The sequence below is a fragment of the Parabacteroides sp. AF14-59 genome (assembly GCF_003479515.1).
Classification (GTDB): Bacteria; Bacteroidota; Bacteroidia; order Bacteroidales; family Tannerellaceae; genus Parabacteroides; species Parabacteroides faecis.
The window spans coordinates 12,870-35,706 of the sequence record NZ_QUHH01000031.1 but is presented as its reverse complement, the minus strand read 5'-3'; the positions used below and the strand labels follow the sequence as shown (position 1 = coordinate 35,706).

The window sequence follows — 22,837 nt, the reverse complement described above, 5'->3', positions numbered from 1 at the left end:
TATTTAATTGTTAATATTTATCCAATAATGCTACATCGTTAAATGTGAGGTTGCTTACCTGTTTACCCAGCAATCCGACATCTACCAGCTCTTCGTGTGGTTTGGCCTTCTTTGTGGCTTTATCCATTAAATTCTCGGTTGCTACCACACTGAGACCCCGCATCTTCGGGCGATTCAATCCGAACTGTTCTGGGGCTACGCCGTGCTTCGTTTCCAGTTCAGCAGCGGCCAATTGAAGATTGACACGTTCCTGCTTGTTTCGGATATCCATGTTTCGGATAAAGTCCATCTCTCCGGGCTTTTGCTCCTGGATGTTACGGTGTATCGTGACATAAGGCTCTGCCGTAGCCACGTACCTCATACCGCTGGTCTCTTTTGTGTAGAGCCGTACCTGGGTCATGTCCTCCGGATCGTACATCGTGTAGAACTTACGGAAGGTGTTCTTCCGGCGGAACTCCAGGTCTGGCATTTTGTCTGTGCCCAGTACCTCGTAAGTATATTCTTTCTTATTGATCGTGATGGTGATCCCGGAGTCTGTAAAGAGGGAGGGTTTCGGGGTGGTAAGCCAGAACATCTCTATCATATCCAGGTAGTCCACTGCTGTAGTATCCGGGTTCACGGAGTTCTGGTACATTTCAATCCTGGCAACGCCGGTAGCCGGATGTTTGGCATGGTTCCACTTATCCCTCGCAATGGCATAAGCGACTTTTAGCTCTTCCAATGTGTAAAGGCTCTCCTTATTGGCTGCGACCCGTTCCAGGTTCGGACGGCTCTCTTCTCTTTTGGCAGTTATATTCTGGCCGGTGAAGCGCCAGTCCTGATGCAATATTTCAGCCTGGAAGCGGCCGAAGGTACTCTCTATCGTTTTACTCTGACCGGAGTAAGGGGCGGTAAATCTGAAAATGTGGCAAATACGTTTGAAGAAGTCCGTAGCCTCCAGTTTTTTGTGACCTCCCTGGTTATCAGTGACGATCTCGTAAGGGCGGCAACCAGCCGTTTTAATGGCCATACGGAAAGAGTTATATTGTGCCTCGTAGTTCTCGCTATCGCTGATGAAATATCCCAGCATGGTCTCGCTAAATGCGTCCATGACCTCATACACCTGTGTGGTACAAACTTTCAGTTTCCCGTCTTTGTCATAAGCCTTATAAAAGAGGTTCACCTTCGTACCATCGGCGTACCAAAGGGAATCACGCATGGACGGGAGGATCGTTTTGTTTTTCCGGGAATACTTCTGGTGGGCTGCCAGTTCTCCATGCACTGCATCGTACCACATGCGCTTCACCTCCGGACGTTCCAGGAATGTAACGAGTGAATTTATGCTTTTAAGCGGTTTCCAGCCCTTCTCTAAAGCAATCCGGTTATACTCCCTGAATATCTGGGCATTGTTGTACACGGGCACCATACTGCGCTTTAATGCGATGATTTGGTTTCCGGCCTCTTCTGTGATCTTCAACGTATTCTCATTCCCGTCCTTACCGGATATCAGGGAAACGTAACCGTTACGCTTATAGGCATTCACCTTTTCACGTAGTCCTTTTACCTTGCCTGGCAGCGTATGGTTATAATCCGCCCGGTACGATTCCACAAAATCCAGGGCTTTCACCCATAAATCTTTCGGAATGCCACCACCCAGGGATTTGACCTTTGCGGTACGTTCATTCAGCGCAGCTATTAATGCGCCCAAAACAGAGGCGTTAATCGTGTACTCTTCTATTTTTGTATCTACCAGGTTTTTGCCGTTAGGCAGTATGTGTGCCATGTAGAAATCACGTGCATCCTTATCTATTTTCAATACTTTCTTGTCCATATTTTCTTGCTTTAAAAGTTCATCGGGATTCCCGTGTATTATTTCAAAACGTTTCCGGAAACGCTCCGGGAGCGAGGAATACACCACGAGAGCATACACACCCAGACCTCCCGCTTTACGAGCGATGCACAAGCGCTTACGAGCGCATAGCTGCTTGTAATTTGCAAGGCTCATCACCTTTTCGTCATTATAGGTGTCAGTCAATTCCTCGACCGTTACGCATATCATTTTATTGTAGTATTCCATCTCTTTACAATTTACTTCCCGTTACCGGGTGCTGTCTGATTCGCTATCTTCAAAGTCTGAAAAGTACCCCCATTGATTATTCATGTAAATAAACAGGTAGTCAGTTTCTCCGCTACTCGCCTGATAACTGCTCCGGCTTCGGTAGCTCTGGCAGGCATTCACTTCTGCATTTTGTCCTCTGTCCCTTATTTCAAAGACACAGGTTTCAATGGTACTATCAATATCCAGGAGGTTGCCACCGGCGAGCAAAGCATTGATTTTATCTTCAGTCCGGTAATGGAGGCTTAATATCCTTCCAGCGTATGCTGGATCGCCGTCACGGAAACAGGTGATACAGTCAACTGATCCGTTCTCCCGGAGGATTCCTATTTTACATGTGGTACTCATAGCATCAGGGATAATTCGTCAGCCAAATTTTGAGCAGTAGCCTGGATGGTTCCCAGTTCGACGAGGGTAGGGTTCTGATAGGTTGTTTTCAGATCGCCACCAACATACATGCTTACCTCTCCATTCTCCAGGTTTCCTAACAGTCTGACCTGGGCACCAAAATTCTGGATCATGGTGCGATCGGCTGTATTGAATATTGTATCGCAGGATGGTACCGCACCTGGTTTACACTTTGGATCAGGATACAAAACGCCACCACGTTCGTATGCGGCAGCTCTTAATATCCGGGCAAAGCCGCTGTTTGTCGTAAAGTTCAATGCAGACCACAAAGTCTCCTTCGTCGTCTTAAAGGTTTCAATCATTTCTTTCTTGACTTCCACCGGAAGAAAAATCTGTTTTTCAGTTTTCATATTCCTATATGTTTTTTCGTTAGTCATTATCAATCCATTGTCGGATAAATACTTTTCCGTATATTTGGGGCGCCTTAACCGGGTTAAGACGTTGCAAATATAGTATGAAGATTTCATACTACAAAGTAATAATCGTAATATTTCATACTAAAAGTGCTATATGTCGGAAAATATCAGATTTTTTAAGATTGTAGAAGCTCTAAAAGAACAAAACCTGCTTACGGACTACGTACAGCTTGCACAGATACTTGAGACAAACAAAGCAGGTATTAGTGATATAAAAAAGGGGAGGAAGAAACTCTCTATTGAAACACTTAGGAGTATGAAGAAATCATACCCACAGATTAGCATTGAGTATATAGTCATGGGAGATGGAGATATGTTTGTTACTCCCATATCACATGCCGTGCAGGAAGATGTGATAAGTGACAGCCCTATTATTGATAAACTATTTGTAACTATTGAAAAAAAAGATGCAAAAATAGAGGAGCTATTGAAAGAAAACGCCCGATTGGAAGAACGACTCCGATTAGTAGAACATGATACAGATTTTGGAGATTCTGCAGAGACTCCTGCTTCTACCGAAAGCAGTTTGTTGCAGAACATCCCTGTAACATCTGCCGGTGCCCGTTTAAAGGAATAACAAATGAAAACTAACAGGATACAACATACCTCAAATACCCACCTAAAAGGCGCTATTATTACTAAAAAAGTGGCATCACGCACGTTTTTAGTGGATGTTTTACCCGTGCTTTATTCTTTATTGCACTATAAATCAACGTTATACATCAGGAATTTATGTGCAAAACAGTCTATTTTTGTGGCATTTTGTACCCTTTTAAGCTGTATTTTGTATATCTTAAAACATAAAAAAGAGGTATTTAACCCCTATATATGTACCTTTTCTATCTATGAACCCTGTATTTTTACTGTAAAAAGTGTAACCCCAAACGTAACCCCAAATACATATTTTCGTTTTGAGTTTTAAAAACATGTAACCCCAAACTGTAACCCCACATGTAACCCCAAACTGTTTTTTGACCGTTTTGAACTGTTTTAGGAAATATCCATAGTAGCTCCCATTTCTCTCCAATTCTTCAAATCTATCTCCAGGAATATGGCATGTAAGGCTTTTCTTTTGTAAGGGTAGTCAATCCCTCCACTACAATAATAAAAGCCGTTGTAAGGCCAGAAAATAGGCTCTACAACGGCTTTTAGCGATGCTCCAGTATAAAACTACCAGTTCCTCTTGTATTATATATCTTTTTTCGTATCTTTGAATAGTGGAATACTTCTTTCCAATGCGCTGATGTAAGCACATTCATTCAAACAGGTGTTCAAATAGGCCATAAGTGTAAAGCAGAAGTAAAGCAAAGTAAACCATTCGTTTTGAGGTCTCATGCACTACAGTCGTGCAATATCTGTTTAATTATCAAACCATTACGCCTCAAACACTCACATTCAAACTTTCCCATTTCGTTCTGTGCCCCTTACCAGAAGATCATCGTTTTCAGACAACAGGCTTTCCGGCGGCGAAGAGGAGGGCGGTGATGCCGGTATCAATATTTTAGCCACTAACAATAACGCTACGAGCATCGCCAACCCGTAGAAAATAAATCTTTTCCTTTCCATAAACAATCTTTTATTTTTAATTCATTCAGTTTTCCCCGCTATGGCGTTGGACGCTGCGAATTTATCATATTCATTCTAAATTTAGCGAAACGTATAACATAAATTACAAATCATTTTGTATCTGCCTTTTCTGCCTGAAAACAAGTGATAATTTTGATCATATAAAGTCCGGTAATTAATTAAATCATTACCTTTGCCCCAATCTAACGCATAAAACATAGTTTTCATGGATAATACGACAAAATCACAAATTATATCCCTCATACATCAGGAGGTAATTCCTGCTATCGGCTGTACTGAACCTGTTGCTGTCGCTTTGGCTGCTGCCAAGGCTGCCGAAGTTTTAGGACACCGTCCCGAAAAGATCGAGGTGTTACTTAGCGCCAACATTCTGAAGAATGCCATGGGCGTAGGAATTCCCGGAACCGGAATGGTAGGATTGCCCATTGCCGTTGCTTTGGGTACGCTGATCGGAAAGTCTGCTTACGAACTGGAGGTGCTGCGGGATATAACGCCGGAAGCTCTGGAGTTGGGAAAGGCCATGATAGAGAATAAGATTATCCATATTGCTTTAAAGGAAAATGTCGACAAATTATATATAGAGGTTATTTGTACTGCCGGCGAAGAGACGTCGAAGGTTGTCATCTGCCACGAACATACGCATATAATTTATGTGGAAAAGGATGGGGTGGTACTGACCGATCTGCGGAAAGAGTTATCCGGCGATACTATCTGCCACGAGGAAGAATTAAAATTATCTTTTTCTACCGTTTATGAGTTTGCGATGGAAATGCCGCTCGATGAAATCCGTTTTATCCTTGAAACTGCCGATCTGAATAAGAAGGCTGCACAAGCCTCTATAAAAGGTCATTACGGGCATACTGTCAGCAAAACCGTATCCGGAGAATACGGACGGAAATATATGGGCGATTCGGCCTATACACATATGTTGGTGATGACGGCTGCTGCCTGTGATGCCCGTATGGATGGAGCGATGATCCCGGTTATGAGTAACTCTGGAAGCGGTAACCAGGGTATTGCGGCCACGTTACCGGTTTTATCTTTCGCCGAAGACATCGATTGTCCGGAAGAGCAGTTGATACGCGCCCTGACACTTAGCCATCTGATGGTTATTTATATTAAGCAGAGCCTCGGACGATTGTCTGCTCTTTGTGGTTGTGTGGTTGCGGCTACCGGTTCCAGTTGCGGTATTACTTATCTGATGGGCGGTAATAAGGCACAGATTTCGTATGCGATCAAGAATATGATCGGAAATATTACGGGGATGATTTGCGACGGGGCTAAGCCCAGTTGCGCCTTGAAGGTTTCGAGCGGTGTCTCTACGGCAATGATCTCCGCTTTGATGGCGATGGAGAACAAAGTGGTGACTCCTGTGGAGGGTATTATCGACGAGGATGTGGATAAATCGATCTCGAATCTGACAGCGATAGGTTCCCGTGGAATGGAAGAAACAGACAAATTGGTATTAGATATTATGACAGGCAAGTCTTGCTAAAAGATTGTTTTTGTTCATTACTTTGGCCTCCCAACTGTTTCTTTGCAGTTGGGAGGTTTTTTGTGATTCATATCATTATCATTCGATGATTTCATTTAGTTTGACTTGCTGGAATACCATGTCGGCCTGACTGCTTTCATACAGGATTCCAATTGTACTTTCATTGACAGAAGTGATACAAGAGTACCCCCGGCAGTTATATTCGTCTAACAGTATTTTCTTTTCATCAGGCCATGTATTACCGTCATCGAAACTGACTTTCAGTGTCATATGATTCCGTTCCGAATGCGATTCGGGATTAACGAAAAGCAAGATAGATTTCTCTTTCCCTTCTTGCCGGTAAACATGTTTGTGGATACTGGCCATACAGGTCGGTTCTATCAGTGCTTTCCGCGAAGTCGAATGTTCAGTCCAGCTTTGTCCCAGATCGGTAGTGATGCAAATCCGCCGTCCGTTTACCTCCATATTCCCCCGGTTACGATTATCACGCATATTTAACATGATACTGCCATCAGACAATTGAACGGCCATACATTCCGTAACATTATCGAAAGCCGGATTGCTGGCTGTCCATGTTTTTCCGCCGTCTTTACTCCAGGTGATATTGGAAAACGCATGTCCGTCCTTATCGCGTCCCTGCGTTGGAAAGACAAGTGTTCCATCGTTCAACGTAATGCCATGACCCGGAGCAGGGGCATAGAGCCACCATTCTTCTCTTTTTGTTTTAGCTGTGATATTGACTGGTTCATTCCAGGTTAGACCGTCATCCGTACTTTTCGTTATCAGGAACTGGCTGGTCTCTTTTACTCCGAATCCGGGTTGTGAGCCTTTTTCCCGCCATTGATGCATCCAGCGGGTACTATCTTTAGTCATACCAGGAACCCATTTACCGGTTTGACCGTCAAGAACGCCATACATCCAAAGACCGGCTACATAAATATCACCGGAGTTTTCATCTACCAGGATATTAGCATCGCTTATCCCGTTATATTTTTCAGGTAGACCACCCCATTCTTTTCTGTCTAAAACAACTTGCATAGGTTCCCAGGTTTGTCCGCCATCCGTACTGCGGTTCAAGCAAATGTCGATGTCTCCCTGAAGATCGCGTGAATTGTCGTAACGAGCATCGTAAATAGCCAGTAATGTCCCGTTCTTAGATGTAGCCAATCCTGGAATACGTGATGTATGCACTCCATCCTGCCTATGCTGCCGTACTGCAACTCCGGCACGTAATCCGTTTGATGTGCTTACAGGGATATCGATATATCCTGTATTTGTTTTCAGGGCGGTACAGGAAATATTGAACCGGTGGTCGAGCTCAATTTTGTTTTTCAACTTAAATGAAACCCAAAGTAAGGTTGTATCTGTCTCCAGGGAGATATCGGTATTGAATGTTATATTTTCTGATACAGGGACAGGTGTGAGTATAGGTTTGTCTGTATCGAGCATTCCTTTGGAATTAGCCTGATAAAGACCGATACTCTCGATATCGTCGATATCTGTTGTTCCCGATAAATCGAACGCTAACTGCTGCAAAGAATAATTACCCGGCTGTTTCCGGATCACTTCGATTTTCAGTACAGGATTGGCCTCCTTCATGGTAAGGACCGGTAATACCGGTTGTTCCGTAGATACGAATAGTTGGTCTGTATAATTTTTACAGGATGTAGCCAAGACTGATATGATTATAAATAATAGTGCTTTATTCATGGTGTTTTTATTTATGATGAGAATTTTTATACTCCTGAATCAACTCTTGTAATTCATTTTCTATATGGGCATATTCCGGTTTTCCGCTTATATTTTCCTCTTCCGGTTTATCACCGTTCATCCGATAGAGTTCCCGGTCAGTGATCCGATCCGACGCTTTTTCATACCACAGGATGTAGCGCCAATTAGTTGTCCGTACCGTATAGCCCATATGAGTTTGATGTTTATGCGAATTGATTGCTTTATATGGCCTGGGAAACTGGCTGAATGCCCTGTTTTTCCAATTGGCTTTACCTTCCGCCAGATAGCGTAAAGACTGTCCGGATAATGTGTGTTGAGGTTTGAGTCCGCATAAATCGATAAGGGTAGGATAGATGTCGATTAACTCGACTATCTTGTTTATCTCGCGCGGACAATTCTGATATTGGGGACTGTATATGAGCAACGGAACTTTACAGTCGAATTCGAAGTTGGTCGATTTCCCCCACAATGACTGCTCTCCTAAATGAAAACCATTATCTCCCCAAATGACTACGACTGTGTTCTTATCCAATCCAAGTGTCCTGAGCTTATCGAGTAATTGCCCGATCTGAGCATCTATAAAACTTACACATGCGTAATATGCCTTAGATAGTTCTTCTTGCTTTTCCGGCGAAAGATCTCCTGATTCGGGTATGTCCGTATATCCCCGGAGTTCTTCCCAGTTATGATAAGCAATAGTAGGAGTATGAAGTGGTCTATCATAACCGGATTTATTTCGAACGATCGGTCTGTCTTTGTATAAGTTCCAATATTTCAGCGGCATACTGAAGGGCAAATGAGGCTTGATGTATCCGACTGCCAGAAAAAAGGCTTGTCCGGATACAGACAATTCGTCAAGAACTGTCAGCGCTTCGCGGGTTACTTTTCCATCCATAAATGAAGTTTCAGGTGCATCGGCTATTTCAACAGCCGTTGCTTTTTTACCATGTCGGTTGTCAGGTAGTGTATATTCTTCTTTTTTTATAGACAGATTGTATACTGGTGGCCGTGACCAGGAAATGCTATCCTGTGTTTGAAGACTTCCATGATAAATCTTGCCTATACCGATTGCTTCGTAACCGTTTTTTTTTAAAAGCTGTGGCAGTGTTGTTATATGCGGGTCTTTTTCTCTGAAATGTGTGCTTAGATCGGTTACTCCGATCTCGTCCGGACGTAATCCTGTCAACATGGAAGCACGGGAGGGACCACTGACAGATTGCTGACAATAGGCATTCCTGAAAAGAAGACTTTTTGCAGCAAAGGCATCGAGATGAGGTGTTATCGCATATGAATCGCCATAACACCCTATGGTGGGACGTAGATCGTCAATTGCAATAAAAAGTACATTTTTTATATCTTCTTTCCCTTGCAGGCAAAGGGGTAAGAAGAGCAATGGCATGACCAGCTTTTTTCCCCGTTCCATATATATTTTATTTTTTGAGTTTATCAAAAGGTATAATAGTGAAACCTATTTTTTCGTACGGATCATTTATCCCGTATTCATATAGTATACCAATCTTACTATCCGGTAGGTTTACTAAATCAGAATAAGCACTTGGACCGGAATAAACCAGATAGGTACAGGGCCATGTTTTACCGTTGTCTTCGCTTAATTTCAGGGTCATTTTCTCTCTTTTATCCGTTGAGGCAGGATTGGAAAACAAAATGTAGTTGCTGATTTTTCCTTTTTTCATAAAATTAAGTGTGCTTCCCTGGCAAACCGGTTCTATCAATTCGGGCAGGTAATACATTTCTGAAATTGTTTCTCCGCCATCTTTACTGATCGCACAGGAACGGGTTTTACTTTCTTCCCGGTTGTAGTTGCGCATATTCAGCATCAGGTCGCCATTTTCAAGTTCTACGACACTACTTTCGTTTCCTCCGTGTTTTTTTACCACACCGCCCAGTTTCCATGTATCCCCTTTGTCGTCAGAATATATGAGTTGGGAATGGTATGATTTTGTTCCTGTTACCATGTGATTGGCAGAAACAACTAAACGGCCTTTGTGTTTTTTGTTTTGTAACTGGATGCCATGACAAGGGCCTGTTGCATACCAGGTCCAGTCCGATCGTTTGACGGAAGAGGTTATGTCTTTAGGGGTTGACCAGCTTTTCCCGTCATTATCCGAATAAAGGACGTAAATCCGCCGGCTGTCTTTACTCGTTTTGTCAATGATCTCTTTTTCATGGTCTTCGCCGAGATTCCAGCAGGACACTAATAGGATACGTCCGGTTTCCTGGTCGACGACAGGTGCAGGATTGCCACAAACATTATCGCCATCGTCCCAGATCGTGATTGTGGAACTCCAGGTTTTTCCTCCGTCTTCGGAACGCTTTAATACCAGATCGATATTACCCGTGTCGGAACAACTGTTCTTACGAGCTTCAGCGAAAGCGAGGAGAGTACCGTTTTTACTTTTAACAATCGCAGGGATGCGAAAACAGGCATATCCATCCTGTCCTTTCTGAAAAATGTCTATTGTATTTTCTTCCTGTGCCTGAATGAAAATACCTGATTGCATCAACAAGATCAGGCTCATAACTATTAACTTCTTCATGATCGTATGTTTTTGAGACACCGGAGGATGAAGCTTTTATAAAATATCGGTTTCATCCTCCGGATGTTCACAGTTTATTATTTATCATATCCCGGTGTCTGCGTGATATTCGGATTCTTATTGATCGATGTCTGGGATACCGGCCACAGAAGAACGTTCTGTTCGTTATCGCGTCCTATCAGATAAGGTGCTTTTTTGAATACGACTCCCAGGCGAATAAAATCCCACCAAAGTTTACCTTCGGCTGCGAATTCTTTCATACGTTCTGTGACTATTGCTTCGTTGAGGTCTGCTACAGACATGGAAGACGGATAAAAGTCTTTTTTCCTGTAGGCCCGTTCGGCAATCTTATTCAAAGATGTGATTGCTCCGCTTATATCATTCTTCGCCATTTTGATCTCTGCGTCAAACAGAATGGCATCTGCATAGCGATAAACAATGACATCGGAATCAAAAATACGTGTGCCGTTCGTCCATGTTCCGGCAAATTTGTTGATCCACTGAAATGTTGCGTTTTTAGGTTCGTCGAAATAGGTCTCGAAGCTGATAACAGTTCGTTGGTCATCTTGATTCTCAGAAAGTAACTTCTTGTAATCTTCCGTATAGAAGCACCATTGCTGATGGCTGCCGACTTTTACAGGATTTTCGATTGCTTCCGTAGAAACATACTGGGAAGGAACAAGATAATCGCCCGCATATCCATCTGTGTATTCATCTTGTATATAGCTCCAGGCAAAAATGATCTCATTTCCCAGTTCATTATAAAAGATGTTGCCGAAATCCTCTTCCAGTGAATAATCGGAATTACTTAAAACTGCCTGTACCGCATTGTTGGCATTATTCAGTGCTGTTTCTCCAGCATTCCGGACTTTGTACATCCATAAGTTGTAATCAGCTTTCAACATATTGATCGAACCTTGTGAAGCCAGATTTCTGTCTGTAACCGAAACCGGCATTAAAGCCAGGGCGTTATCGATATCTTCACCTACCTGCCTGAATACGTCATCAGCCGGTTGCCGTGTCGGAAATAAACCTTCCTGCTGATCGGATTCGAAACCTTCCAGTAATATCGGAGCATCTCCCCAGATACGTCCGATCCAATAATAACAGAAAGCTCTTACATAATAGGCATTTGCCAGAATTTTATTTTTAGCTTCTTCACTGTTAAATGCAATATCGGGAGTATATTTCAGAATCAGATTTGCATTGTTGATCGTTGTATACAGATCTTCCCAGTTAGCATAACCGTGGCTGGTCGGTATCTGATTCTGATAGACCTGATCGCGCGCAGTCTGACCGGCCAGACCGTCCGCCCATAATCCGGTTCTGTATTCACCCCAGTAAACATAACCGGTACTGAATGCAGCCCTGAATTTGTTGAACATACCGTACATGGCCGAAGATGCATCCCCCTCGTCCTGCCACATGGAGTTGGCAGATACTTCACTTTTCTGGATAATGTCCAGGTCCCCATGACATGAAGAGAGTAGGGTTCCTGCCAGTAATATTGATATTATTGTTTTGATTTTCATAATACTATTCTTTTATAGCTTATAAGATCCTTTTAATTTAGAATGTAACTTTTACTCCTATGGAATACTTTCTGATAGGAGGATAGTTATAATAATCTTTATTGTAAGTAGTAGAGGCTCCTACTTCCGGAGAAACACCTTTCACAGCTGTGAAATAATGCAGGTTATTACCGGCTAATGTGATAGCCAAATTCTGGATACCTAACTTTACCAACTTATTCGTGGGGACAGTATATTGAAGACTGATCTCCCGGATACACAAATAATCACCTTTATAATTGAATATGTTCGAAGTCCGGCTGAAATTTGCATTTCCATCGTCCGGATCGTTTGCTGTAAAACGAGCATATTTTGTGTCATCACCCGGTTGTTTCCAACATTGTTTTACTTCATCGATCAACGTGTAGTTATTAGCAAATGTATTCATGAAATAACGCATTTCCGAATTGTTGTTGATAGAGTGTCCGAGCGCCCAATCCAGGAATATATTCAGGGTAAAATTCTTATAGGTGAAATTATTGTTCAAGCCTCCCGTAGAGTGGGGAACGGTATAACCCAGCAAGAATTGGTCCTGACTGTCGATATAGTCTTTTCCATCTTTGGTCTGACTGCCTTCACGGTTCTTCCATTCGTAGTCTCCCACATCTTTACGACCCGCGATTTTCTTTCCGTCAGACTGGCGATATCCTTTGGCCGAACTGTCATACATGGCATTATCGGCCTGTTCCTGAGTTTCAAGAATACGATCCACGACATACCCATAATAACGATACAGTGATTCTCCTTCTGCTGTTCCGCCAAAAGCAGTTCCGTCTGCCAATGTTATACCGCCGATACGGTTTTTATCACGTCCGTTATCCGGCAGTTTCAATACTTTATTCTTTACAAAACTCCAGGTGAATTTGGATGTCCATACGAAGTCTTTGGTTTCGATATTTGTAGAACCGATTTCGATATCAAAACCATAGAATTTGACTTTGCCTATATTCGTTTGTACGTCCTTAAAACCGGAAGTGTTGGGCAGTTCTTTACTGAATAACAGATTGTCGGTCCTTTTGTCGAAATAGTCGGCATTAATGTTTAGCCGGTTATTGAACATCGATAAATCGAAACCAGCATCCAACTGTGTCGAAACCTCCCAGGTCAATCCCAGGTTCGGCATTGTAGAAGGGACAATACCGGCAACTCCGTCATACTTGGCATCCGTAGAATATTTTCCGTATGCATCATATAATCCGATAGCATTATTACCTGTCTGACCATAACTGATACGCCATTTGAGGTTATCGATCGGCTTGATGTTCTTCATAAAATTTTCATCAGACATAACCCAACCGACAGAAGCACCGGGAAAGAAGCCCCATTGATTTCCTGAAGCAAAGCGGGAAGAGGCATCTTCTCTGAATGTGGCAGAGAATAAATATTTTTTCTGAAAGTCATAGGATAGACGTCCAAAGTAACCGATAGTAACATCGTCTGTAAAGTCACTTTTTGCGTCTTTCTTATTCGGACCGGCCGTTAATGTCGGTACTTTATCGGAACTTGCGCCCGTAACGGTTGCCTCCATCGTCTGGTTTTTATCCTTTTGATATGAATAACCGGCCATAACAGAGAAAGAATGATCTTTAATCGTCTTGCTATAAGTTCCGTATGCTTCCAGTTTGTTTCTTTCCAATTCTCCGTATTGGGCAGTGGTGGTCCGCAAACCGCTGAACTCATTCGCTTTTTCGAAACTGTCGCTTCTCCAATGATGATTGTAGGTAGACATTTGGACATCTGCCTTTAAACCATCGATAATATGGTAAGTCAATTTCCCGAATGCCGACAGGCGTTTTTCCTCTTTGCTCTGATCGTTATAGTACTGGTACCATAACGGGTTAGGAGAGGTTGCGTTGTAACCTTTTGTCGGTGTACCGTCAGCATTGTATTTTTTCTGCGTAGGAGGGGTTGCCAAACCTCTGGATATAACATTCATCTGGTTAGGATATTCTGCTGATTTTGTCTTCGAATAATCGAAACCTGCAGCAAAAGTCAGCTTACTGTTAATCTTTACATCCAGGTTGTTGCGCATGCTTAAACGCGAATAATCGGTCGCTAACGCAACACCGCCGTCATCGGTATAACCTGCGCTGGCATTATATCTTATTGCATCGTTTCCGCCGTCGATCCCGATATAATAGTTTTGCCAGAGGGCGTTTTTATAAATTTCATCCTGGAAGTTATTATCCTGGAAAATCAGAGTTTTACTCGGATCGAGCGGATCGGGCATGGACCGGTATCCTGCAGGAACACTTTCTCCGTCTTTTAGATAACGAGTGGAATAGATAGAGGATTCCGTATTTCCAGAACTGGCAGAGTAGCCGTCCATCCAATTATATTTGGCATTTGGACCAACTGCTACAGCCGGGCGAACCGTATTTATATAATCTTCCGCATTCATAAAGTTATATAGTGTTTCTGCTTGTTGCAAAGCCAGATTCGCCTCGAAAGTAATTCGCGGAGCCTGGTTGGCAGATCCTTTCTTTGTCGTGATCAGGATAACACCATTGGAAGCTCTTGATCCGTAAATGGCGGTAGAAGCCGCATCTTTTAAGACTTCGATAGATTCGATGTCATTGGGGTTGATACCGGAAAAGGCCCGTTCGACACCATCGACCAAAATCAGCGGATCATTACTTTTATTTATGGAAGATCCTCCACGGATACGGATGGTTGCATCGGCTCCCGGTGTATTATTATTGGAATATAATCTGGCACCGGCTATCTTGCCTTTCAAGCCTTCACCGATGGTATTGACCGGAACATTCTTCAATGCATCTCCGCTTACTTTTGTGATTGCCGACGTGATGGTTCTTCTCGATTGCGTACCGTAGCCGACAACTACAACTTCATCGAGGCCGACAGTCGAAGCATTGAGGGTGATATTTAAAATAGATGTATTTTCGATCTTTATTTCTTTCGTCGTGTATCCGACAAATGAAAAAATAAGTGTAGTGCCTTTGGACACATTAATACTGAAATTACCGTCCACATCGGTAATTGTTCCTGTCGGTGCTCCTTTTACAGCTACGGAAACTCCCGGCATAGTTAATCCTTCATTATCCGTCACAGTACCGGAAATAGACATTTCCTGTGCAGAAATTGAGCTTAAAGGGAATAATAAAAGGACAAACAGTAGACATAAATAATTAATTTTATTCATCTTTGTACTGGTTTTAAAATAGTGTTATTTTAAGATCGACACGGGGGAATAGCACCGTCCAAAGTTTTATTCCCCGTGTCTTTTTTATTTTGATAAAAAACCGATTTTAAGCAAATCGTTCTTCAGCATGTTATATTCTTTATCGCTCACAGGCGAAATGGGTAATCTGCATGGTCCGCATTCGATTCCAATCAAATTCATAATTGCTTTTCCTCCTCGTACACCTCCTCCGTATTTAATGATTATTTCTACAATTTCTATCGATTTCTTTTGAAGATCCCTAGCTTTCTGAAGGTCACCGTCCTGCATCGCTTTCAGAATGCCGTGGTACACATCCGGTAAGTAATTATAAGTACTACCTACGCCTGCAACGGCACCGAAAGCTAATCCGGATATTAATATTTCGTCATATCCGTGAAGGACCTCAAATTCGCCGTTATGTAAAGTCAGACATTCTCCCATTTCCATCAGATTATTATGGGTGAATTTAGTTCCGACAAGATTAGGGATTACTTTTTTACCTTCTTCCAGGAATTTTGTAACCGATAAAGAAACACCGGTCATAGAAGGCATGTTGTAATAGTAAAACGGTAAATCTTCCGCGCTTTTTGCTATCGGGGCGAAGAAGGCAATCAGTTCGTCCACTGTTGCCGGTTTGAAGAAGCAAGGTGCCATGGATGCAATAGCATCCGCTCCTGAACGGGCTGCATGCGATGCCAGATCGATGGCTTCAATCAGCGAATTGCTTCCGACATGTGCGATCACTTTAAAACGCCCATTTGCTGATTTTACCCATTGTTCCAAAATGCTTTTACGCTCATCGGTGGTCAGGGACAGGGATTCTCCCGTTGTTCCGCAAACAAATGCTCCTGTCATCTTCGAATCAGCCAATAGGTCGGCATACTTGTCGATTGCGGAAAGATTTACATTTCCGTTCGCATCCATGGGAGTAAAAGATGCGGCAATCAATCCTTTCAGACGTTGATAATTTTTCATGTTGTTATTTTTTAGAAAATATTTTGTAAATGGTCAGATGATCGATATTCTTTTTATGACCGGGTATGATCAGGCTGGCAATATATCCGATGACGAAGCAAGAGATGAATCCTGTTGTCGTATATAATAATAAATGGACATATTGAAAATGGATCATTACCAGTTGGACTATAATACTACCGGCTATGCCACATACAGCACCGGTTGCATTAGCCCGTCGTGTTATCATTCCTAATAAGAACAGGCCACCCAGGCTTCCCAGGATGATACCTAGTATTTTATTAAATTCATCCCATAATGATTTTATTTCCCAGGTAGCCATCATATAGGCGAAAGCAATACCAGCAATACCTAGCAGTAGGGTGGCTGTTTTCGCTGCAAACAAGCTATTCATTGAATCTCTTTTTACGATCTTACTATGGATATCGACGATATAAGCCGTTGCAGCAGAGTTCATACTGCTGCTGAGCGTTGACATGGCGGCAGCGAAAATGCCTGATATCAGAAGACCGGTTATGCCTTGAGGTAATTCAGAATAAATGTACCAGGGAAGGATCGCGTCTCCGTCAGTAATAGTCAGACTCAGGTCTGCCGGATTATGTTTGTAATATACATAAAGTACCGTGCCGACAAAGAAAAAAAGTAATGTGGCAGGTATGGTCAGAACGGCATTTGTCAGGACACTTTTTTTAGCCTGCTTTTCAGTTTCTGTGGTCATATATCTCTGTACCATTGTCTGGTCAGTCCCGTAAGTTGTTAAATTGGTAAAGAATGTTGCGATCAATACAGTCCATAAAGTCGATTGTTTCAAATCGAAATTCAAACTGCCCAGATCGAACTTGTTGTCTGATGCGGCTTCCTGTATAACGCCGGAAATACCATCTGGAATATTGAATATCGCTATGATAACAACTAAAATAGCTCCTCCTAATAAAACGACAACCTGTAAAGCGTCTGTCCATACAACAGCTTCAATTCCTCCCATCATGGTATATATCAAACTCAATATACCCATTAGTCCGATACAGAGAAATATGTCGAATCCTGTTACGACATTTAGTGCGATTGCCGGCAGGAATAAAACAATCCCCATTCTTCCTATCTGGAACAAGATGAACGCCAGACTGCAGATAACACGGATCAAAGGATTGAACCGTTGCTCCAGGTATTCATAAGCGGTTGTTACATTCAGTTTTCTGTAAAAAGGAATGAACAGATATAGAATAAAGGGAACAACCATCAGGATTCCGGCATTAACCAACATATAACTCCAATCGGATGAATAAGACTTTGCCGGAATGGACATGAAGGTTATAGCACTGAGGCTAGTCCCGAAAATACTCAAGCCAACAGCCCACCAGGGAAGACGACCTCCTCCTTTAAAGTAATCGTCCGTATTCTTTTGTTTTTTGGAAAAGTAATATCCAATCCAGGCTAAGGATGCAAAGTATAAGATGATAACTATGGTGTTGGTTGTTCCGAGTCCTTTTTCAAAAGGTATAATTTCTCCTTTTAACAACAAAGGCGTACGGATACCGGGTTTGATCTCTCCGCTGGTCAGATAGAATGTATTCTCTTTACGGGCAATGTTCGTTGTGACAGGAATAGGATAGGGTACAACTTCTTTTTCTATCAGTGTGTTTGTGATAGTATGATATGAACGGATCACGTTATCGAATCCCGGATGCTCGTCAGAGCCTGGGATTAATCTGGAGACACCGCCTGGAAAAAGAATATGGTTAGCTCCTGTCGGTATTGCGGTACCTGCCATGACCGGAAATTGACGGTCTAGTTTTTTCCAGTTGTTCAGGCGGGGATTATATACAAATCCGTCTGTGAGAACTTCTACATATCCGTCCGCTTTATAGTTCCGCCCGCTGAAAAGGTAGAAGCATTTATCAAATCCATCGCTTTGAGCAGCACTGACAGCATATCCACGTGGTGCTCCCGGCCAGGTCTCCAGGGTTTTCCAACCCTTTTTACGATTTGACAAATCGAGAACAAAAAAGTGTCCGGTTGCTTCCTGCATAACCATACTTTCCTGGCCTCCGGCTATATATACCTTATTATCTAACAGTACACCGGCCGCATTGGCTAACGGTACAGGTAAAGAAGGCCAGTTCGTATCGACTTCGATTTTCCCATTTTTAATCTGAAGTAAAAAGACATCCTTGTAAACATGACTGTCATCACATCCTCCAATACACAATAATCCGGAAGGTAATTCAATAGAAATTCCGTAAGCTAATGCTTTAGGCATACAATCCCGGACAATATTCCATTTTGCGGTCGGATCGGAAATGTCTATATAATATAATGTATTCCACCATGTTTTATGCCCTCCGTTCCAGGGAGTCATATCCGGGAAATTGGCTCCTCCGGCTATAACCAGGTTATTGCCGATAAATCCTGAAAAAGCACCGGCAACACCTATGTTGGCTCGTCCGTCTATTTCTGGTAAAGTCAAACTGTTGTCCCATTTGATCTTTTCCATCTCTGTACTTTTTGAAGTATCATGGACGTTTGCTTGCAGGCAAGGAAGATTTAAGAGACAAGCAAGAAATAGGATTGTTATTTTAGATGTATTAGACATAAGATGAAATTTTTTTGTTTACGTTTTACTGTTTAAGAATCTTTTGTAGACCTCAAAGTGTTGCTCTATGGCTTTCCGGTAACCTGTTTCATCTTTTTTCTTCAGATATTCGAGCAGGTCGGCATGGGTAACGATCTGGCCTTTTTCTTTCATCTCGATATTGATAGGTTCAAGCAAGTCTTTGAATTTATTTTTTACGAAGATCATGACGGGATGTATGATTTCCTGAAATTCGGAAATGGTTTTGTTACCTGTTATCTCGTATAATTTGGCGTGAAAAGTAAATTCGCTGACCGGAGCATATTCGTTATTTTCGAAAACGATCCCCATCTTTACAATTTCTTCCAGTTCGTGGATATCCCTGGTTGTGATATTACGGAACAGATCGCTGCACATACCTATTTCAAGAGCGATTCTGAAGCCTAAGATATCGAAAAGCGATTCTTCACTTAAAATACGCGGATCGACAACCCGTTTCATACCTCCAAGTATGGACGGTTCTCTTAGGATCATTCCTCTACGAGTACGACTTTCTATCATCCCCATCATCTTCAGGCGGCTTAATGCTTCGCGCAGAACACTACGGGCAACGCCCAGGGCAGCCGCTAATTCCAGTTCATTGGGAATAGGATCTCCAGCACGCAAATCCTTTTCCTTTAAGTAATTAAGGAGCTTATCTTCAACTTGATCGACCAATGTAATGGTCTGACTGTGAACTTTCAGTGAATCCATGATATAGTAGGTTATAATTCTTATTAATCTTATTTGTCTGACAAATAAAGAGAAAAGATTTTTTATATACAATAAATGACTTATTATATTTATATAATTTAACTTATTAGTCGCTTAGTATATAGTCGGGAAGAAAAAAACAGGAAATTTTCGCAGGATAGAAGCGGTGAAAAAGCAACGGTTTTATGGAGTAGATAGAACATCGGAGATAAATAGAATCGATAACTCTATCGATAAATTCGATTAGTTTCCGTAACAGTTTCATACTTTCAAATGTTTATCTTGTAAAGGCGTTAAGATCATGGAATATTTACTGTGTAATATATAATACAGTTTAAGATAGTTGTTACTCTTACTTTTGTATATATCACCAGTAGTAATAAAATAAAGTTCATCAATAAAAACCGACAATCGCCATGAAAGAAAAAATTGAACAATTGGCAGCTCTGAACCATCAGGCAGAGCTGGGAGGCGGCGAAGACCGTATCGCAAAACAACACGCAGCGGGTAAACTGACTGCCCGTGAAAGAATCGAATTACTTCTTGAAAAAGGAAGTTTTGTGGAAGTCGATAAATTTGTAACCCATCGTTGTACAGAATTCGGACTGGAGAAACAGCGTCCGTTGGGCGATGGGGTAGTGACAGGTTACGGTTTGATAGGTAAACGTACGGTATTTGTATTTGCCCAGGATTTTACGGTATTCGGTGGTGCTCTTTCCGAGACATATGCACGGAAGATCTGTAAGATTATGGATATGGCGATGCAACTGGGTGCACCGGTGATCGGTCTGAACGATTCAGGCGGAGCACGTATTCAGGAGGGTGTACGCTCGCTGGCAGGTTATGCAGAGATCTTTTTACGTAACTCGCTGGCTTCGGGGGTTATTCCACAGATCAGTGCGATCATGGGGCCGTGTGCCGGAGGTGCAGTCTATTCACCGGCTCTGACCGATTTCATCTTTATGGTGAAAGATTCCAGCTATATGTTTATTACGGGGCCGGAAGTGGTAAAGAGTGTGACGCAAGAAGAGGTGACAATGCAGGATTTAGGCGGCTCGGAAGTGCACAGCAGTCGTTCCGGAGTAGCTCATTTCACAGGGGATAACGACATGGATTGTATTCTGAAGATACGCGAACTTATGTCATTCCTTCCAAGTAATAATATGGAAGAACCTCCGTTCATCCCGACGACCGACAGCGCGAACCGGATCGATGAACAATTGAATAATCTGATTCCGACCAATCCGAATCAGCCTTACGATATGAAAGAACTGATCGAATCGGTTGCCGACGATCATAATTTCTTTGAAGTACAGGAAGAATATGCCAAGAACATCGTTATCGGCTATATCCGGTTGAATGGAAAAACGATCGGTGTTGTAGCCAATCAACCGGCCGCTCTGGCAGGGACGCTGGATATAAATGCTTCCGTGAAGGCGGCCCGTTTCGTCCGTTTCTGCGATGCTTTCAATATTCCGTTGCTGACATTGGTGGATGTGCCGGGATTCCTTCCGGGCGTTAACCAGGAATATGAAGGTATTATCCGCCACGGGGCAAAATTGCTTTATGCCTATTGTGAAGCGACGGTGCCGAAAGTAACAGTCATTACCCGTAAGGCATACGGCGGAGCCTATGATGTGATGAGCTCCAAGCATATCCGCGGTGATATCAATTTCGCTTATCCGACTGCCGAGATCGCTGTGATGGGACCGGACGGTGCCGTGAATATCCTTTTCCGTAAAGAACTGAAAAAGGCCGAGGACGTAGAGAAGAAACGCAAGGAATTGCAGGATGATTATCGTGAGAAATTCGCTAATCCCTACCGGGCAGCCGAACTGGGCTATGTGGACGAGATCATCGAACCGTCGGGAACACGTGCCCGCCTGATCCGCAGCTTCGAACTGCTGGCTAATAAACGGCAATCCAATCCGCCGAAGAAACATTCCAATTTACCACTTTAATACGCGAACGATTATGATAAAGAAAGTATTAGTAGCCAATCGCGGCGAAATTGCGATGCGAATCTTTCGTACCTGCCGCGTAATGAATATACCGACCGTTGCGATCTATACACATGTAGACCGGGGTGCCTTGCATGTACGATATGCCGAAGAAGCCTACTGTATCTCGGAAGATGAAACAGACACTTCTTATCTGAAACCCGACCTGATCCTGGCAATCGCCAAGAAGACCGGTGCCGCTATCCATCCGGGATACGGTTTTCTATCTGAAAATGCAGATTTTGCCCGCAGATGTGAAGAAGAAGGTGTCATATTTATTGGTCCGAGTGCCGATGTTATTGCTAAAATGGGGATTAAGACCGAGGCCCGCAAGATCATGAAAGCAGCCGGTGTACCTGTCGTTCCCGGAACAGAAGAGCCGGTTAACAATATCGCAGAAGTCCGCAAAGTCGCTAAAGAGGTCGGTTATCCGATCATGCTGAAAGCATTGGCTGGCGGAGGTGGTAAAGGCATGCGTCTGGTCCGTGATGAAGAAGGGCTGGAAGAAGCTTTCCGTCTGTCGCGCTCCGAAGCCGGAAATTCATTCGGGAATGATGCTATTTACATTGAAAAATATATTGAGAATCCGCATCATATCGAAGTACAGGTTTTGGGTGATAAATATGGGAATGTGATCCATCTCTATGAACGTGAATGCTCTATTCAGCGCCGTAACCAGAAAGTGATCGAGGAATCGCCGTCACCTTTTGTAAAGGAAGAGACACGCAAGAAGATGCTGGCTGTGGCGGTGGAAGCCTGTAAGAAGATCGGTTATTACAGTGCCGGAACGTTGGAATTTATGATGGATAAAGACCAGAACTTCTATTTCCTGGAAATGAATACCCGTCTGCAGGTGGAACATCCGGTGACGGAAGAGGTTACGGGTGTCGATCTGGTACGTGATATGATCCTGGTGGCTGCCGGTAATCCGTTGCCATACAAACAGGAAGATGTAGAGTTCAGAGGAGCGGCCATCGAATGCCGTATCTATGCGGAAGACCCGGAGAATAACTTTATGCCTTCGCCGGGTGTCATCAAGGTTCGTGAAGCGCCCGAAGGACGTAATGTACGTCTGGACAGTGCCGCGTATGCCGGATTTGAAGTCTCTTTGCATTACGACCCGATGATCGCTAAGCTGTGTACTTGGGGACGTAACCGCGAATCAGCCATCTCCAATATGGCACGTGCGTTGCGGGAATATAAGATTCTGGGAATTAAAACGACGATCCCGTTCCATCAGCGTGTCTTGCACAACGAGACGTTCCTGAAAGGGAATTACGATACGACTTTCATCGATACCAAATTCGATAAGGAAGATCTGAAACGTCGTCAGAACAACGATCCGCTGGTTGCCGTGATTGCTGCGGCCATCAAGCATTTCGAACAGGAGAAGGAGGCCTCTGCCCGTATGACAACAGTCCCGTTGGTAGGCGAGTCTTTATGGAAATATTACGGTAAACTGCAGATGACTGCCAATAACTATTAAAAGGAG

The 22,837-nt window shown here is 43.0% G+C and carries 16 protein-coding genes; 4 read left to right on the top strand and 12 right to left on the bottom strand.

From position 1 onward, the window contains the following. Positions 1-10: 10 nt before the first annotated feature. Genes DWW23_RS23335 through DWW23_RS23325 form a run of 3 tightly spaced genes read right to left on the bottom strand, consistent with a single transcriptional unit; the run spans position 11 to position 2,853 of the window. Positions 11-2,056, bottom strand: coding sequence for a DDE-type integrase/transposase/recombinase (locus DWW23_RS23335; protein ID WP_122356736.1), 2,046 nt, complete (start codon positions 2,054-2,056; stop codon positions 11-13). A gap of 21 nt (positions 2,057-2,077) precedes the next feature. Beyond that, positions 2,078-2,443, bottom strand: coding sequence for a hypothetical protein (locus DWW23_RS26405; RefSeq protein WP_147382642.1), 366 nt, complete (start codon positions 2,441-2,443; stop codon positions 2,078-2,080). Beyond that, positions 2,440-2,853, bottom strand: coding sequence for a hypothetical protein (locus tag DWW23_RS23325; RefSeq protein WP_122356732.1), 414 nt, complete (start codon positions 2,851-2,853; stop codon positions 2,440-2,442). Before DWW23_RS23325 ends, DWW23_RS26405 begins: the two co-directional genes overlap by 4 nt. A gap of 160 nt (positions 2,854-3,013) precedes the next feature. On the opposite strand from DWW23_RS23325, the gene DWW23_RS23320 reads away from it, so the two are divergent. Then, entirely contained in the window at positions 3,014-3,496 is a 483-nt protein-coding gene (locus tag DWW23_RS23320) for a transcriptional regulator (RefSeq protein ID WP_122356730.1), read from the top strand. Positions 3,497-4,314: 818 nt separating this feature from the next. On the opposite strand, the gene DWW23_RS26465 is transcribed toward DWW23_RS23320, so the two are convergent. Beyond that, the gene (locus DWW23_RS26465) at positions 4,315-4,485 is read right to left on the bottom strand and encodes a hypothetical protein (protein WP_158583235.1); all 171 of its coding nucleotides are present in this window, start codon (positions 4,483-4,485) and stop codon (positions 4,315-4,317) included. 226 nt (positions 4,486-4,711) lie between these two features. On the opposite strand from DWW23_RS26465, the gene DWW23_RS23310 reads away from it, so the two are divergent. Next, the gene (locus DWW23_RS23310; protein WP_122356726.1) at positions 4,712-6,001 is read left to right on the top strand and encodes a serine dehydratase subunit alpha family protein; all 1,290 of its coding nucleotides are present in this window, start codon (positions 4,712-4,714) and stop codon (positions 5,999-6,001) included. Positions 6,002-6,079: 78 nt separating this feature from the next. On the opposite strand, the gene DWW23_RS23305 is transcribed toward DWW23_RS23310, so the two are convergent. From DWW23_RS23305 to DWW23_RS23270, 8 genes are all read right to left on the bottom strand, one after another. After that, positions 6,080-7,711 carry a sialidase family protein gene (locus DWW23_RS23305; RefSeq protein WP_122356724.1) on the bottom strand — a complete coding sequence of 544 codons (1,632 nt, stop codon included), beginning with the start codon at positions 7,709-7,711 and terminating at the stop codon, positions 6,080-6,082. Positions 7,712-7,718: 7 nt separating this feature from the next. Then, positions 7,719-9,155 carry a sulfatase gene (locus tag DWW23_RS23300; RefSeq protein ID WP_122356722.1) on the bottom strand — a complete coding sequence of 479 codons (1,437 nt, stop codon included), beginning with the start codon at positions 9,153-9,155 and terminating at the stop codon, positions 7,719-7,721. A gap of 7 nt (positions 9,156-9,162) precedes the next feature. Continuing rightward, positions 9,163-10,290, bottom strand: coding sequence for an exo-alpha-sialidase (locus DWW23_RS23295; protein ID WP_122356720.1), 1,128 nt, complete (start codon positions 10,288-10,290; stop codon positions 9,163-9,165). A gap of 77 nt (positions 10,291-10,367) precedes the next feature. Beyond that, positions 10,368-11,822: a RagB/SusD family nutrient uptake outer membrane protein gene (locus DWW23_RS23290; protein WP_122356718.1), complete on the bottom strand. Its 1,455-nt coding sequence runs from the start codon at positions 11,820-11,822 to the stop codon at positions 10,368-10,370. 37 nt (positions 11,823-11,859) lie between these two features. Next, positions 11,860-15,024 (bottom strand): TonB-dependent receptor, encoded by a 3,165-nt coding sequence (locus tag DWW23_RS23285; RefSeq protein WP_122356716.1) that lies wholly within the window; start codon positions 15,022-15,024, stop codon positions 11,860-11,862. An 84-nt stretch (positions 15,025-15,108) separates the two neighbouring features. Then, positions 15,109-16,020, bottom strand: coding sequence for a dihydrodipicolinate synthase family protein (locus DWW23_RS23280; RefSeq protein WP_122356714.1), 912 nt, complete (start codon positions 16,018-16,020; stop codon positions 15,109-15,111). A 4-nt stretch (positions 16,021-16,024) separates the two neighbouring features. Then, the gene (locus DWW23_RS23275; protein WP_233564433.1) at positions 16,025-18,514 is read right to left on the bottom strand and encodes a sodium/solute symporter; all 2,490 of its coding nucleotides are present in this window, start codon (positions 18,512-18,514) and stop codon (positions 16,025-16,027) included. 117 nt (positions 18,515-18,631) lie between these two features. Beyond that, positions 18,632-19,345, bottom strand: a complete 714-nt coding sequence (locus tag DWW23_RS23270) for a FadR/GntR family transcriptional regulator (RefSeq protein WP_122356710.1) — start codon at positions 19,343-19,345, stop codon at positions 18,632-18,634. Between the two features lie 416 nt (positions 19,346-19,761). On the opposite strand from DWW23_RS23270, the gene DWW23_RS23265 reads away from it, so the two are divergent. Beyond that, on the top strand, positions 19,762-21,306 hold the full coding sequence (locus DWW23_RS23265; protein ID WP_122356708.1) for an acyl-CoA carboxylase subunit beta: 1,545 nt from the start codon (positions 19,762-19,764) through the stop codon (positions 21,304-21,306). Positions 21,307-21,319: 13 nt separating this feature from the next. After that, positions 21,320-22,831, top strand: coding sequence for an acetyl-CoA carboxylase biotin carboxylase subunit (gene accC, locus DWW23_RS23260; protein ID WP_075557578.1), 1,512 nt, complete (start codon positions 21,320-21,322; stop codon positions 22,829-22,831). The last annotated feature ends 6 nt before the right edge of the window (positions 22,832-22,837 follow it).

What these genes read in the sequence shown, in the direction of transcription:
- DWW23_RS26405 (WP_147382642.1), bottom strand. Translation starts at nt 2,443, where the DNA reads ATGAGTACCACATGTAAAATAGGAATCCTCCGGGAGAACGGATCAGTT.
- DWW23_RS23325 (WP_122356732.1), bottom strand. Translation starts at nt 2,853, where the DNA reads ATGAAAACTGAAAAACAGATTTTTCTTCCGGTGGAAGTCAAGAAAGAA.
- DWW23_RS23300 (WP_122356722.1), bottom strand. Translation starts at nt 9,155, where the DNA reads ATGGAACGGGGAAAAAAGCTGGTCATGCCATTGCTCTTCTTACCCCTT.
- DWW23_RS23295 (WP_122356720.1), bottom strand. Translation starts at nt 10,290, where the DNA reads ATGAAGAAGTTAATAGTTATGAGCCTGATCTTGTTGATGCAATCAGGT.
- accC (WP_075557578.1), top strand. Translation starts at nt 21,320, where the DNA reads ATGATAAAGAAAGTATTAGTAGCCAATCGCGGCGAAATTGCGATGCGA.
- DWW23_RS23280 (WP_122356714.1), bottom strand. Translation starts at nt 16,020, where the DNA reads ATGAAAAATTATCAACGTCTGAAAGGATTGATTGCCGCATCTTTTACT.
- DWW23_RS26465 (WP_158583235.1), bottom strand. Translation starts at nt 4,485, where the DNA reads ATGGAAAGGAAAAGATTTATTTTCTACGGGTTGGCGATGCTCGTAGCG.
- DWW23_RS23285 (WP_122356716.1), bottom strand. Translation starts at nt 15,024, where the DNA reads ATGAATAAAATTAATTATTTATGTCTACTGTTTGTCCTTTTATTATTC.
- DWW23_RS23310 (WP_122356726.1), top strand. Translation starts at nt 4,712, where the DNA reads ATGGATAATACGACAAAATCACAAATTATATCCCTCATACATCAGGAG.
- DWW23_RS23335 (WP_122356736.1), bottom strand. Translation starts at nt 2,056, where the DNA reads ATGGAATACTACAATAAAATGATATGCGTAACGGTCGAGGAATTGACT.
- DWW23_RS23320 (WP_122356730.1), top strand. Translation starts at nt 3,014, where the DNA reads ATGTCGGAAAATATCAGATTTTTTAAGATTGTAGAAGCTCTAAAAGAA.
- DWW23_RS23290 (WP_122356718.1), bottom strand. Translation starts at nt 11,822, where the DNA reads ATGAAAATCAAAACAATAATATCAATATTACTGGCAGGAACCCTACTC.
- DWW23_RS23305 (WP_122356724.1), bottom strand. Translation starts at nt 7,711, where the DNA reads ATGAATAAAGCACTATTATTTATAATCATATCAGTCTTGGCTACATCC.
- DWW23_RS23275 (WP_233564433.1), bottom strand. Translation starts at nt 18,514, where the DNA reads ATGGAAAAGATCAAATGGGACAACAGTTTGACTTTACCAGAAATAGAC.
- DWW23_RS23270 (WP_122356710.1), bottom strand. Translation starts at nt 19,345, where the DNA reads ATGGATTCACTGAAAGTTCACAGTCAGACCATTACATTGGTCGATCAA.
- DWW23_RS23265 (WP_122356708.1), top strand. Translation starts at nt 19,762, where the DNA reads ATGAAAGAAAAAATTGAACAATTGGCAGCTCTGAACCATCAGGCAGAG.